Source organism: Delftia sp. BGA-UO-ETr-SB1, assembly GCF_059567865.1.
On sequence record NZ_JCAQOW010000005.1, the window covers coordinates 343,096 to 356,692 of the forward strand.

Here is a 13,597-nt window from a genome sequence, read left to right on the forward strand (position 1 = left end):
CGGGAGACAGACGAATGCGCGCTGCACTGTGGTTGATCGGTTTGTTCGGCATGGCCGTTGCGGCCGCCTTGTTCGCGGGCTCCAACCAGGGCACGGTGACCCTGTTCTGGGCGCCCTACCGGCTGGACCTGTCCCTGAACCTGGCCATTGCCATCATCGTGCTGGCCTTCGTGCTGCTGTATGCCGCGCTGCGCGCCCTGGCTGCGCTGCTGCAGATGCCGCACCAGGCACGGCGCTGGCGCAGCCAGCAAAAAGAGCGCGCCATGCACCACAGCCTGCTGGAAGCCCTGTCGCACCAGCAGGCCGGCCGCTTTCTGCGTGCACGCAAGTCGGCACTGGCCGCCCTGGCGATGGAGGAATCCCTGGCCGAGGCCCATGCCGCCGTGCCACACGGCACGCGGCTGCGTGCGGCCGCCCACATGGTGGCCGCCGATGCCTCCCACGCCCTGCAGGACAGCCCGCAGCGCGACCACCACTGGCGCGAAGTCCTGGCCAATGCACCGGCCCAGGGCAATGCCCAGGAGCAGGAAATGCGCGAAGGCGCCCAGATGCGCGCCGCGCGCTGGGCCCTGGACGACCGCGACGCAGCTGACGCGCTGCGCCGCCTGGCCGAACTGCCCCAGGGCGCGGCACGCCGCACGATCGCGCTGCGCATCCGCCTGAAGGCCTCGCGCCTGGCCGGCCAGACATCGACGGCGCTGGACACGGCGCGCCTGCTGGCCAAGCACCGCGCCTTCTCGCCCGCGGCCGCCGCCAGCGTGGTGCGCGGCCTGGTGCTGGAGAGCATCAACGAGGCACGCGACACAACGCAGCTGCAGCACTTCTGGCTGTCGCTGGACGGTGAGGAACGTGCCATGCCCGAGATCGCGCTGCCGGCCGCATCGCGCCTCATGGCCCTGGGCGGCGAGGCCGCGCAGGCCCGCGCCTGGCTGCTGCCCGTGTGGGAACGCCTGCTGTCCCATGCCGGCCCGCGCAGCGAATCGCATCTGCCGCGCCTGGTCCAGGTGCTGGAGCCCTGCCTGGACGGCCTGGACGGCACCTGGCTGGCACGCATCGAGGCGGCCACCAACAGCCATCCGCGCGAACCCCGCCTGCAATACCTGGCCGGCATGGCCTGCGTGCAGCGCCAGCTCTGGGGCAAGGCCCAGCAACTGCTGCTGCGCGCTGCGCCCCATCTGCAGGAAAGCGCACTGCGCACCCGTGCCTGGCAGCGCCTGGCCCTGATGGCCGAGCACCGGGGCGATGCCGACGCAGCAGCCGCCGCCTGGAAGCAGGCGGCGCAGGCCCTGGTCATGCTGCCCGCCGATCCCGCCCGGCCCTGAACTCCTGCAGCCCACGCGTAACGCGGGTGCTGCGGGTACTGCGGGTACCACCGGTGGTGCGGCCTTCATCTTTTTTGAATTGAGCCGTCAATACCGCTGAACTCTTTTGGATTTGCCGCTTCCTACACTGCACGTTGTCCGCAGTGCACGAAGTTCTCGCAGAGCGCACCGCACCCTTTTTGCCATCCAGGGCCCCTTCACAGGGGCCCTGAACGGTTCCAAAGCCTGCCGCCATCCATGACAGAGTCCTCAGCCCGCGCCAACGCGCCAGCAAAATCCTCCTCCAGAGCCACGCGCTATACCGGCGTGGCCATGGCCGCCCACTGGGTGCTGGCACTGGGCCTGATCGCCGCCCTGGGCCTGGGCTGGTACATGACCGGCCTGCCGTTCTCCCCCTCGCGCCTGAAGCTGTACAACTGGCACAAGTGGCTGGGCGTCACGCTTTTGACGCTGAGCCTGCTGCGCCTGCTCTGGCGCGTCACCCACCGCCCGCCCGAGCTGCCGCCCGCCGTGGCCCGCGCCATGCCGCAATGGCAGCACTGGGCCCACAACGGCACCCACCACGCCATGTACCTGCTGTTCTTCGCCGTGCCCCTGCTGGGCTGGGCCTACAGCTCGGCGGCCGGCTTTCCCATCGTCTTCCTCGGCATGCTGCCCCTGCCTGACTTCGTGAGCGCCAGCCCTGAACTGGCGGAAACCCTCAAGCCCCTGCACGGCTGGGCAGCCTGGGCCCTGGTCGTGCTGATTGCCATGCATGTGGGCGCCGCCCTCAAGCACCAGTTCATCGACCGCGACGGCCTGATCTCCCGCATGCTGCCGGGCCGCGCCTGAACCTTTCGCCAACCTCTCGCCAGCCAGGGCCGGTGTCCATCCGGCCCCAGCCACCCCCTGACCGGATTTTCCCGACCCCTAGGAGTCTCGCCATGCGCTTTTCCTCCACGCTGACCACCATCGCCCTGGCCGCTGCGGCCCTGGCTTCCCAAGCGGCACTGGCCGAGCAAAAGCTCGTGCCCGCCCAGAGCGCCGTGAACTTCACGGCCAAGCAGATGGGCGTGCCCCTGCAGGGCCACTTCAAGAAGTTCGATGCCCAGGTCCAGTTCGACACGGCCAAGCCCGATACCAGCAAGATCCGCTTCACCGTGGACACCGGCAGCGCCACCATGGGCGCCAAGGAAACCGACGCCGAACTGCCCAAGGCGGACTGGTTCAACGTCGCCAAATTCCCGCAGGCCGTGTTCGACTCCACCGCCGTCAAGGCGCTGGGCGGCGGCAAGTACCAGGTGGACGGCAAGCTCAGCATCAAGGGCCAGGTCCAGAACGTGAGCATTCCCGTGCAACTGGCCCAGTCCGGCACCACGACCACGGCCACCGGCACGCTGCCGCTCAAGCGCCTGCAATTCAAGATCGGCGAAGGCGAATGGGGCGATACCTCCATGGTGGCCGACGAGGTGCAGGTGCAGTTCAAGCTGGCACTGACCGGCGTGGGCAAGCTGTAAGCCGCGTCCCTGCCCAAGATCGGCCATTTTCTTTCCCGTTTCGTGCAACCCCAACCTAGGAGTTCTTTCATGCGCACTTCCGTGTTTGCCCTGGCCATTGCCGGCCTGTTCGCCACCGCTGTCCAGGCTGCTCCCGCAACCTACGCCATCGACCCGACGCACACCTTCGCCACGTTCGAGATCGACCACAACGGCGCCTCGACCAACCGCGTGCGCTTCGACAAGAAGAGCGGCACCGTGGAATTCGACCGTGACGCCAAGGCCGGCAAGGTCGAAGTCGTGCTGGAAATGGAATCGCTGAGCTCGGGCACCGCCGCCTTCGACAAGCACCTCAAGAGCGCCGACATCTTCAACGTGGCCAAGTTCCCCCAGGCCAAGTTCGTCTCCGACAAGTTCGTCTTCGACGGCGACAAGCTCAAGGAAGTCACCGGCCACCTGACCATCCTGGACAAGACCCAGCCCGTGACCATCAAGGCCAACAAGTTCACCTGCTACCCCAACGCCATGCTGCAAAAGCGTGAGACCTGCGGCGGCGACTTCGAAGCCGTGATCGACCGCACCGCCTTCGGCGTGAACTACGGCGTGGACTATGGCTTCCCCAAGCAAGTGCGCCTGGTGATGTCCATCGAAGCGGTCAAGCAGCAGTAAAACCGCATTCGCCGCAGTGCCTTTCAGGGCGCTGCCGCTCAAAGCCCGTGATCCGCAAGCCGGTCACGGGCTTTTTTTTGCCTTTTCTGAATTCCCGGAAAAGACCTTGCCAATGCCCTCCATTCGCACCCGCTCCACAGAGGTACAGCAAGCACATTGGCGGCCTTTGCAAATGCATCAAATTGATAGCGATTTCACGGTCATTGAGAAGTCGCAGCATAACGATTCCTCGATATCGATAGATACAAATAGACATACCCCAAAAAACTTACTTTAAATTTCATTTTCCGATCACTCCCTGGCATTCACCCATGAAGCAGATCTCCATTGCCCCCGCCGTTGTCGCCGCCATTGCCGCCCATTCATTCCCAATGGCCGCCAATGCCCAAAGCATCACGGTCGCTCCGGCTGCCGCCGTCGCGGCAACCGCGATTCCGGTGGACAACCCTTGGAGTCTGTTGGCCCTTGCCATAGGGCTGGCCATGGCCGCCTGGCTGGTGCTGCGCAACCGGCAGCACCGGGCGCTCTTCATGGCGCTGTGCACCAGCGCCATCGTGTGCGCCACGCTGTGGCACAGCCCCGATCTGCGTGCCCAATTGACGGGCAGCTTTACCAACCCGGCGGGCGAGACACGGCCATTGCTCGTTGCGCAAATTGTCAATGGCGGCAATATCAATGGATTTTCTGCAGAAGATTTCACCAATGATTCCGGTGTGGCACTCAAAATCACCGCCATTCAGCCACCGAATTTGAATCAGTGTTTTCCCTCGGGCTTCACCCATCTCATGCCGCCAGGGGCACCGCCCGCATCGCCCCCGCCTCTTTGCGCCGTGGGCAACACCATTGCGCCCAATGGCACATGCCGGGTGAATGTGGAAACCATTTGCCGCGCCGAGGCAGCCCAGGCCACGGCCGGCGCCAGCCCCACCACGCTCAGCGTTCCCGGCGCGGGCCTGTCATTTGCCGCAGGCAGCACCGGCACGGTGAACGTCAGCAACAGCGGCGGCTCGGCAGCGCTCAATGTGCAGGCCACCATTCCCGCAGGCAGCGGCATCACCATCGCCTCCAACAGCTGCGCGGCAACGCTGCCTGCGGGCTCCAGCTGCGCCATCACCCTGACGGCACCCGCGGCGGAAGGCCCGACCACGGTCAGCATTGCCGGCAGCAACGCCGCAGCCACCACCACCCCGGTCACCGTGACAGGTGGCCCGGCCCCGACCACCACGCTGAGCATTCCCGCCACGCCGCTGTCGTTTGCGGCGGGCAGCACGGGATCGGTGACCATCACCAACAGCGGCGGCGCAAATGCGCTCAATGTGCAGGCCAGCATTCCTGCAGGCAGTGGCATCACGGTGTCCAACACCACCTGCCCTGCCGCCCTGGCACCCTCTGCCAACTGCACGATCACGTTGACCGCGCCCTCGGCGGAAGGCCCGACCGCCATCGGCTTCGGCGGCAGCAATACGGCGTCCACTTCCGTGCCGGTCACGGTGTCGGCAACCGGCACGCCCACCACGCTGAACATTCCTGCGACTTCCGTGTCCTTCGGAGCGGGCGGCGCCGGCTCGGTGACCATCACCAACAGCGGCAGCGCACCTGCGCTCAATGTGCAGGCCGGCATTCCAGGGGGCAGTGGCATCACGGTGTCCAACACCACCTGCTCCGCCATCCTGGCTCCCTCGGCCAGCTGCACGATCACGCTGACAGCCCCCTCGGCGGAAGGCCCGACCCCCATCGGCTTCGGCGGCAGCAACACGGCTTCCACGTCCGTGCCCGTCACGGTGACGACTGCCGTCCTGCCCGCGACGCTGACCATTCCCTCGGCGTCCCTGTCCTTCGGAGCGAACGGTGCTGGCTCGGTGACCATCACCAACAGCGGCAGCGCACCTGCGTTCAATGTGCAGGCCAGCATTCCGGCGGGCAGCGGCATCACGGTGTCCAGCACCACCTGCGCCGCCATCCTGGCCCCCTCGGCCAATTGCACGATCACGCTGACAGCCCCCTCGGCGGAAGGCCCGACCAACATCGGCTTCGGCGGCAGCAATGCGCCCGCCGCTACCGCACAGGTCACGGTCACCGCACCCGTCGCGCCAACCGCGCCTACCGTTCCCCCGGCACCCGTGCTGTTCGGCGCCTACGGCGCAGGCTCGGTGACCATCACCAACAACGGAACGGCGCCTGCGTTCAATCTGCGGGCCATCATTCCGGTCGGCAGCGGCATCACGGTGGCCTCCTCCACCTGCCCGGCGTCACTGCCGGTGGGCGCAAGCTGCACCATCACACTGACGGCGGCAGGACCGGAAGGCCCCACGAACATCGGCGTTGGCGGCAGCAACACGCCGGCCACGACGGTGCCTGTCACGGTGACGACCCCTGTCACGCCGACTACGCTGAACATTCCCACTGCCCCCGTGTCCTTCGGCACTGGCGGCGCCGGTTCGGTGACCATCAACAACAGCGGAAGCGCACCCGCGTTCAACGTACAGGCCACCATTCCGGCCGGCAGCGGCATCACGGTGTCCAACTCCACCTGCGCCGCCATCCTGGCCCCCGCTGCCAGTTGCACGATCACGCTGACGGCCGCTGCGGCCGAAGGCCCGACCGACATCGGCTTCGGCGGCAGCAACACGCCGGCCACGACCGTGCCGATCACGGTGACAGCCCCCGTCGTGCCCACCACGCTGAACATTCCCACGACACCCCTGTCGTTCGGCACCGGCGGTGCAGGTTCGGTGACCATCACCAACAGCGGAAGCGCACCCGCGTTCAACGTACAGGCCACCATCCCGGCCGGCAGCGGCATCACGGTGTCCACCACCACCTGCCCCGCCATCCTGGCCCCCGCTGCCAGCTGCACGATCACGCTGACGGCCGCTGCGGCCGAAGGCCCGACCGACATCGGCTTCGGCGGCAGCAACACGCCGACCACGACCGTGCCTGTGACAGTGACTGCCCCCGTCGCGCCGACTACGCTGGACATTCCCGCCGCACCCGTGTCGTTTGGCACCAGCGGAGCGGGCACGGTGACCATCACCAACAACGGATCCGCACCGGCGTTCAACGTGCAAGCCACCATTCCGGTCGGCAGCGGCATCACGGTGGCGTCCAGCACCTGCCCCATCTCCCTGGCCCCCGGGGCCGACTGCACGATCACGCTGACGGCTGCGGCCGCAGAAGGCCCGACCGCGGTCATCTTTGGCGGCAGCAATACGCCCACCACGACCGTGCAGGTCACGGTGACGGTGCCCGTTCCCACGGCCACGCTTTCGATACCCAGCGCTCCGCTGTCGTTCGCTGCGGGCGGCTCGACAACGGTCCTCATCAGCAACACCGGCGCTTCTGCGGCCTTCAACGTGACCGCCACGGCGCCGGCCGGTAGCGGAATCACCGTGCAGTCGAACACGTGCGGTGCCGCACTCGCCTCTTTGGCCAGCTGCGGCATCACCCTGACTGCGGCCGCCGCCGAAGGCCCCACGGCCATCAGCTTCGGCGGCAGCAATACGCTGGCCACGACCGTGCCGGTCACGGTGACGGCGCCCGTCACCCCGACCACGCTGGGCATGTCCACCACGCCCGTGTCGTTCAACACAGGGACAACGGGCTCGGTGACCATCACCAACAACGGTGGGGCCCCTGCGCTCGACGTTCAGGCCACGATTCCGGCAGGCAGCGGCATCACGGTGTCGGCCAACACCTGTGGTTCATCGCTGGCAGCGGGGGCCAATTGCATCATCACGCTGACCGCAAGCGCAGCGGAAGGTCCTACGCCGGTCAGCTTTGCGGGCAGCAACACGTCTGCCACGACCGTGCTATTCACCGTGACGGCGCCCAGCACCACGACCACGCTGGGGATCTCCGCATCGACCCTGACGATTGCTCCTGGCGGCACGGGCTTCGTGACCATCACCAACACGGGATCGAATGCCGCCGCCAATATCGGCGCCACCATCCCCGGCGGCAGTGGGCTGTCCGTTTCCGGCAACACCTGCGGGCTGTCGCTGCCGGCCGGGGGGACTTGCACGGTGACCTTCACCGCAGGTGCGGACGAGGGGCCGACCAATGTCACCATCCAGGGCAGCAACACCGACACCGCAGCCTTGTCGATCACGGTCTCGGGTTCCATCGACATTGGCGCCTACCACCTCGATGGCAGCTGTGGTGTGCTTGGCGTCCTTGGCCCCGGCTTCACCCTCACGGCAGGCTCTGCGCCGCTTCCCGTCGGCACCACGGTGACCATCATCGGTTCGGGAGTTGCCAACATCGGTGTGTTCAGTGTGACGGGAGGCACAGCCAGTGTGGCGGTACTTTCCGCAACCTCCCGCCAGGTCACCCTGACCTCGGCACTGCCGGCTGGGGCCACGATCGCGTTCAGAACCACGCTGTCCATCAGCGTCGCCTTCACGCTGAATGGCTCGACGACGCTGCCCAACGGCTATGCGGGCACAGGCGGGAAGCCCGCTGGCAGCGTGAGTTCCACGCTCGTTCTCTGCAGCGCCACCTGATTGCAGGCGCTGCGGCAACACCCGGAAACCTCAGCGTCGGCAAGGCGGGGCCTCGAAGGCCCCGCCTTTTTTCTGTCCATCCCGCACCACGCCTGCCAGCCTGCGCACCCCTTGCTCTATGGCCTCCGGCTGCAGGCTCGCATAACCCAGGACCAGCCCGGCGCAGGACTGGCGGCGATGGGCATCGCCGGCCGCATAGAGCGGCGAGATGGGGCGAACGCCCACGCCACGCTCTCGCGCCAACCGCACCAGGGCAATCTCATCGCGCTGATGCACGGCAGGCACCCAGGCCACCACATGCAGGCCGGAGGCCGAGCCTTCGACCTGCACCGCGCCCGGCAAGTGCCGCTCCAGCGCCTGCAGCAATGCCGCCCGCCGGCCTTCGTTGCGGCGGCGGGCAGCGCGCACATGGCGCTCGTAGCTGCCGTCCTCGATCAGCGCGGCCAGCACCAGCTGGTCCAGGCGCGGCGCATGCCGGTCGGCCAGCTGCCGGGCTTCCCGGAACACGGGCACCAGGGACGGCGGCAGCACCAGGTAGCCCATGCGCATCTGCGGGGACAAGGCCTTGGAGAAAGTGCCGACATGGATGACGCAACCCACCTCGTCAATGGACTGCAGGGCGTCGATGGGGCGCAGCCCGTAGCGGAATTCGCCGTCGTAGTCGTCCTCCAGAATCCAGGCACCCGTGGCGCGCGCCCAGGCCAGCAGTTGCTGCCTGCGGCCTATGGGCAGCACGCCGCCCAGCGGAAACTGGTGCGAGGGCGTGACATAGGCCAGCCGCGCCTGGCGCCCGGCCAGCGCCGAGGTATCCAGGCCCTGTTCATCGACGGCCATTTCCTGCAGGCATGCGCCCTGGGCCTCGAACACGCGGCGCGCCATCAGGTAGCAGGGCTCTTCCATCAGCACGGTCTCGCCCGGATCGACCAGCACGCGCGCGCACAGGTCGATGGCCTGCTGCGAGCCCTGCACCACCACGATCTGATCGGCCGAACAGACAAGCCCCCGCGCCCGGCGCAGATAGCCCTGCAGCGCCGTGCGCAGCGCCGGCTCGCCTTCGGGCGCGTCGTAGGACAGGGAAGACTGGCGCTGCACGATGGCGCGGTTGTAGGCGCGCCGCCAGGCCAGCGTTGGAAAGTCGTCAAAGGCCAGGGCGCCGTAGAGAAAGTCGATCGGGGCCGGCCCACCATCGCCTGCTGCCGGTGGCAGGGCTGACGCCAGCGCATCCACCCGTTGCCCATAGGAAGACAGCCGGGGACGGCCATGCTGCTGGGCCGCTGACGGCATGCTGCGCGCACGGCTGCGCTGCGCCGCGCCAGCCGCCACGCGCGCCCTGCTGCCTGGAGCGGTCTCCAGATAGCCTTCGGCCGCAAGCTGCTCGTAGGCCGCTGTGACGGTGGTGCGCGACACGCCCAGGTCCAGCGCCAGGGCGCGGGTGGAGGGCAGGCGTGCGCCCACGGCCAGGCTGCCGTCGGCCACCTGTGATTTCAGCCATTCGTGGAGGGTGCGGGCGCCGGGCGCTGCGCCGGCATGGCGGGTGAAAGCGGATTTCAACTGGTCTGCCAAAAAATCACGAAATTGGATTTTTCATTGTGCCAGGGATGGTGGATAGTCCGGTTTCCCCCGATGCCGGCACACCAGCCCAGGAAGCGCCCATGTACACGCCCGCCCATTTCTCCCTCACCGATTCCGACAGCCTGCACGGCCTGATCCGCAGCCACCCCCTGGGCACGCTCGTCACCCAGGCCAACGGCGTGCTGGACGCCAACCACCTGCCGTTCCTGCTGGATGCGGACCCCGGGGAGATGGGCACGCTGAGCGCCCATGTGGCCCGCGCCAATCCGCTGTGGCAGCAGTGCCGCGACGGCGCCGAGGTGCTGGTCGTCTTCCGTGGCGCCGAAGGCTATATCTCGCCCAGCTGGTATCCAAGCAAGCACGAGACGCACCGCCTGGTGCCCACCTGGAACTACGAGGCCGTGCATGTGCACGGGCAAATCAGCATCCATGACGACGAGAAATTCGTGCGCGGCCTGGTCGGGCGGCTCACGCGGGTCCATGAGGCATCGCAGGCCCAGCCCTGGAAGATGTCCGACTCGCCGCGTGAATTCATCGACGGCATGCTGCAGGCCATCGTCGGCCTGCAGATCCGCATCACCCGCCTGGAGGGCAAGGCCAAGCTCAGCCAGAACCGGCAGGCCCGCGACCTGGAAGGCGCCATCGGCGCGCTGCGCGAGCGCGGACAGGAGCCGCTGGCCAGCGCCATGGATGCGGCGCCGCGCATCTAGCGCCAGCCACACTCACACAGATTGCCAACCACCCATGTACACCTCCACCTTCACCTTCGCGCCGGGCGAATACGACGCGCCATTCCACGCCCTTGACGGCCGGATCGCCGAGATCGCCCGCGCCATCCCCGGCTACCTGGGCGAAGAGGCCTGGGAGAACCCCGCCACAGGCCTGGTCTCCAACGTCTACTACTGGCAGACCTGGGAGGCGCTGCAGCAACTGATGCGCCACCCTGCGCACCTCGAAGCCAAGCAGCAACAGGCGCGCTGGCTCAAGGGCTACCAGGTGGTGATCGCCCAGGTGGTGGGCAGCTACGGCGATGGCGGGATAGCGCACCCGCTGGCCACCGCTGCGCAAGGCACTGCGCACCCGGCTCGCTGACCGGACCCGCTTTTGGCCCGATGATGGCGGCCATGCGATGGCGTTTTGATCCTGTTTCCCTGGCGTGGGCGGTGGCCCTGTTTGTCTTGCTCGTGCTGCTGGCCACCGTCGGCGCGCACTGGGGCTGGGTGCGCAGCTTCTTCGGCGACGTGTTGGCCGTGGCCTGGGTCTATGCCGTGTTCAAGACCGTGATCGCCGCGCGCGTGCTGCCGCTGGCGTCGGCCGCGCTGTGCGTGGGCCTGCTGGTGGAACTGGGCCAGTTCCTGGCATCGACCTTCCAGTTGCACATTCCCAACCGCGCTTTGCGCATCGTGCTGGGCAGCACGGCCGATTGGTGGGATGTGCTGGCCTATGTGATGGGTTTTGCAGCCGTGCTGGTGGTGGAGGCTGCGTTCCGTGGCCGCAGGCGCCCCGCCTTCACGGCATAAACCCGCAGCGGTCCGCTACGGCTCTGGAACAAGCTCCTCGACAACGGATTCGCAGTGGATTTTCAGCCGCCCATAGTGGGACAGCTGCAAGAACAGATGCTGCGCCCTTGCTGACGAAGGCCTCTTCGTATCCCGCTGCAGCACTTCGCAGCGGTCCAGGCAGTCATCCATCTCTGCGGCTGCGTCGCGCTGGACGTCGGCAAAGTACGCCTGCACGGCAGGAAAGTTGACGATCCGCTCCAAGCGAATGGCTACCCTGGCCTGCGGCCTGTCGAACACGGCATAGAGAAAGAAGCACAGTTCCACGCTCCGGGCCGCCACATCCAGGCGCACCTGCTCCAGCAATCCATCGTGGTACTGGTACTGCAATCGATGGCTCCGCGCCGGATCAGGCCCGTACAGCGCAACCGCCGGCCTTGAGCACCCGCTTCGTCGAGGCCGGATGCCGCTCCAGCTTGTCCATCGGCCGGCGCGGCCTGGCCACCAGCTCCCCACCGCAGTTGGGGCAGGCGCCGTGCAGCACATGATCCGCACAGCCGGCACAGAACGTGCACTCGAAGGTGCAGATGCGAGCCTCGGCAGACTCTGGCGGCAGGTCCTTGTCGCAGCATTCGCAGTTGGGTCGAAGCTCAAGCATCGGTGTACTCCGGGTGGGGTCCATGAAGACTGGGCATCCTAGTGGATGTGCTCTGCCAGTGAGCGGTCCTCGCGCTCCATCTGCAGCGTCGTATGGTGCAGGTCGAAGCCGGCCTGCAGCCTGTCCTCGATATCGCGGCGCACCTGCTCGCCGTCCGCGCCGGGCAGCAGCACCACATGGCCGGTCAGCATGGGCTTGCTCTGCGTGACCGCCCACAGGTGGACATCGTGGATCGCTGCCACGCCCGCCGTGCCCGCAATCGTCTCGCGCACCGCCTGCAGGCTCATCCCCGAGGGCACGCCTTCCAGCAGGATGTTGATGCACTCGCGCAACAGGGTCCACGTCCGCGGGAACACCATGAAGCCGATGCCCACGGCCACCGCCGAGTCGATCCACCGCCAGCCCGTCAGCCAGATCAGCGCGGCACCGGCGAGCACGCCGACCGAGCCCAGCATGTCCGCCCATACCTCCAGGTACGCGCCCTTCACGTTCAGGCTCTCATCCTTGCCACCCGACAGCAGGCGCATCGAGAGCAGGTTGATCACCAGCCCCACGGCCGCCACCGCCATCATGCCCAGGGACTGGATTTCTGCAGGCGCCGACAGCCGGCGGTAGGCCTCATACAGGATGTAGAAGGCCACGCCCAGCAGCACCAGCGCATTGATGGCGGCGGCCAGGATCTCGAAGCGCGCATAGCCGTAGGTGCGCATCAGGTCGGCTGCCTTGCGGCCGGCGCGTATGGCCACCAGGGCCAGCAGCAGCGCCATCGCATCGGTCAGCATGTGCATGGCGTCGGAGATCAGGGCCAGGCTGCCCGTGACCATGCCGCCGATGATTTCCACCACCATGAAGGTGCCGGTCAATCCGAAGGCAAACCAGAGGCGGGATTCCGGCAGGGCACGCACGTCGCCGTGCTGATGGCTGTCGCTCATGAGATTCCTTGACTTGAAAACGGTTGTGAACAGAGGGCCGCTGCACCGATGGCGTCCATGGCAGGCAGGGGCACGGACCTCCATGAGAAAGCGTGAAGTGACTTGAAGGTCAAGTGCTGCCGGCAACCTGGCACCGCAGGTGGCCCGGACGCCGTAGCGCGCATATCCCTGCATCCATCGCAACATTTCATTTAGGTAAATTGATTACGAATAGTAGAATCAAATCATCCACCAAGGAGACATTCGATGAACACAAGCGCCCGTCCCGACCTGTCCACACTGCCACCGCCCGCCGCCGTGCAGCAGCTGCACCACTACGCCTACAAGGCCCGCGATGCCGAGGAGACCCGCCACTTCTACGAGGACATCCTGGGCCTGCCGCTCTATCACATCATCCAGAGCGACTACGTGCCCAGCACGGGCGAGTACTGCCCCTACACGCACTTCTTCTTCCGCCTGAAGGATGGGTCGTTCATCGCCTTCTTCGACATCGGCGACGACGAAAAGGCCCTGCCCTCGCCCAACACGCCGCTGTGGATCAACCACATCGCCTTCCGCGTGGACACCGTCGAGGAACTGGAGAACACCAAGGCCCGCCTGGTGGCGCATGGCATCGAGGTGCTGGGCGTGACCGACCACCACATCTTCAAGAGCATCTATTTCTTCGATCCCAACGGCATCCGCCTGGAGCTGTCGGCCCAGCTGGCCGACGAAGTGCAGATGGCGCGCGAAAGCACCACCGCCCACGCCCGCCTGAACGAGTGGACGGCACGCAAGGAGCAATGGCGCAAGGAGCGCGCCGAAGGCAAGGCCGCCCAGCCGCTCAAACCCCAGAGCAACGACAGGCCCGAGTTCGTGCCCGATGCGGCCTAGAGCGTGTTGTGCACTTTAGAGTGCACAACACGCTCTCAATAAAACCCGGCGAACAGGCAGGCGGACGGGGTCGGTAGAATCCCCGTCAAACCGTC

At 66.8% G+C, this 13,597-nt stretch carries 14 protein-coding genes; 9 read left to right on the plus strand and 5 right to left on the minus strand.

All coding sequences use genetic code 11. The annotated features are described in order from the left end of the window. Positions 1–14 precede the first annotated feature (14 nt). The 4 genes from AC57B5_RS11650 to AC57B5_RS11665 all read left to right on the plus strand — a co-directional run bounded on the left by AC57B5_RS11650 (position 15) and on the right by AC57B5_RS11665 (position 3,466). Positions 15–1,322: a heme biosynthesis HemY N-terminal domain-containing protein gene (locus tag AC57B5_RS11650; protein WP_496399583.1), complete on the plus strand. Its 1,308-nt coding sequence runs from the start codon at positions 15–17 to the stop codon at positions 1,320–1,322. Positions 1,323–1,559: 237 nt separating this feature from the next. Beyond that, on the plus strand, positions 1,560–2,153 hold the full coding sequence (locus AC57B5_RS11655) for a cytochrome b (RefSeq protein ID WP_063326881.1): 594 nt from the start codon (positions 1,560–1,562) through the stop codon (positions 2,151–2,153). Positions 2,154–2,245: 92 nt separating this feature from the next. Then, complete coding sequence (locus AC57B5_RS11660; RefSeq protein ID WP_034391259.1) at positions 2,246–2,818, plus strand: YceI family protein; 573 nt, start codon at positions 2,246–2,248, stop codon at positions 2,816–2,818. A 69-nt stretch (positions 2,819–2,887) separates the two neighbouring features. Next, positions 2,888–3,466, plus strand: a complete 579-nt coding sequence (locus AC57B5_RS11665) for a YceI family protein (protein WP_012204149.1) — start codon at positions 2,888–2,890, stop codon at positions 3,464–3,466. Here AC57B5_RS11665 and AC57B5_RS11670 read toward each other — a convergent pair. Next, complete coding sequence (locus tag AC57B5_RS11670) at positions 3,453–3,686, minus strand: hypothetical protein (RefSeq protein ID WP_156517024.1); 234 nt, start codon at positions 3,684–3,686, stop codon at positions 3,453–3,455. The two genes, AC57B5_RS11665 and AC57B5_RS11670, sit on opposite strands and share 14 nt — an antisense overlap. Positions 3,687–3,777: 91 nt before the next feature. Here AC57B5_RS11670 and AC57B5_RS11675 point away from each other — a divergent pair, with 91 nt between their 5' ends. Beyond that, positions 3,778–7,968: a midcut-by-XrtH protein gene (locus AC57B5_RS11675; RefSeq protein WP_496399584.1), complete on the plus strand. Its 4,191-nt coding sequence runs from the start codon at positions 3,778–3,780 to the stop codon at positions 7,966–7,968. Positions 7,969–7,998: 30 nt separating this feature from the next. Here AC57B5_RS11675 and pdxR read toward each other — a convergent pair whose 3' ends face one another. Then, positions 7,999–9,519, minus strand: a complete 1,521-nt coding sequence (pdxR, locus tag AC57B5_RS11680) for a MocR-like pyridoxine biosynthesis transcription factor PdxR (protein ID WP_496399585.1) — start codon at positions 9,517–9,519, stop codon at positions 7,999–8,001. Between the two features lie 101 nt (positions 9,520–9,620). Here pdxR and AC57B5_RS11685 point away from each other — a divergent pair, with 101 nt between their 5' ends. From AC57B5_RS11685 to AC57B5_RS11695, 3 genes are read left to right on the plus strand one after another with little or no spacing between them, the layout of a single operon-like run. Beyond that, positions 9,621–10,250 (plus strand): FMN-binding negative transcriptional regulator, encoded by a 630-nt coding sequence (locus AC57B5_RS11685; RefSeq protein ID WP_445609510.1) that lies wholly within the window; start codon positions 9,621–9,623, stop codon positions 10,248–10,250. A 34-nt stretch (positions 10,251–10,284) separates the two neighbouring features. Further along, positions 10,285–10,632 (plus strand): antibiotic biosynthesis monooxygenase family protein, encoded by a 348-nt coding sequence (locus AC57B5_RS11690; RefSeq protein ID WP_013803636.1) that lies wholly within the window; start codon positions 10,285–10,287, stop codon positions 10,630–10,632. A 20-nt stretch (positions 10,633–10,652) separates the two neighbouring features. Then, positions 10,653–11,060 carry a ribosomal maturation YjgA family protein gene (locus AC57B5_RS11695; protein ID WP_496399586.1) on the plus strand — a complete coding sequence of 136 codons (408 nt, stop codon included), beginning with the start codon at positions 10,653–10,655 and terminating at the stop codon, positions 11,058–11,060. Between the two features lie 15 nt (positions 11,061–11,075). On the opposite strand, the gene AC57B5_RS11700 is transcribed toward AC57B5_RS11695, so the two are convergent. From AC57B5_RS11700 to AC57B5_RS11710, 3 genes are read right to left on the minus strand one after another with little or no spacing between them, the layout of a single operon-like run. After that, a complete protein-coding gene (locus AC57B5_RS11700) occupies positions 11,076–11,429 on the minus strand; it encodes a hypothetical protein (protein ID WP_492804675.1) in 354 nt (117 codons plus the stop codon). A gap of 19 nt (positions 11,430–11,448) precedes the next feature. Then, entirely contained in the window at positions 11,449–11,697 is a 249-nt protein-coding gene (locus tag AC57B5_RS11705) for a DUF1272 domain-containing protein (protein ID WP_492804674.1), read from the minus strand. 38 nt (positions 11,698–11,735) lie between these two features. After that, positions 11,736–12,629 (minus strand): cation diffusion facilitator family transporter, encoded by an 894-nt coding sequence (locus tag AC57B5_RS11710; RefSeq protein ID WP_496399587.1) that lies wholly within the window; start codon positions 12,627–12,629, stop codon positions 11,736–11,738. Positions 12,630–12,875: 246 nt separating this feature from the next. On the opposite strand from AC57B5_RS11710, the gene AC57B5_RS11715 reads away from it, so the two are divergent. Continuing rightward, positions 12,876–13,502, plus strand: coding sequence for a VOC family protein (locus AC57B5_RS11715; protein WP_034391240.1), 627 nt, complete (start codon positions 12,876–12,878; stop codon positions 13,500–13,502). Positions 13,503–13,597: the final 95 nt, after the last annotated feature.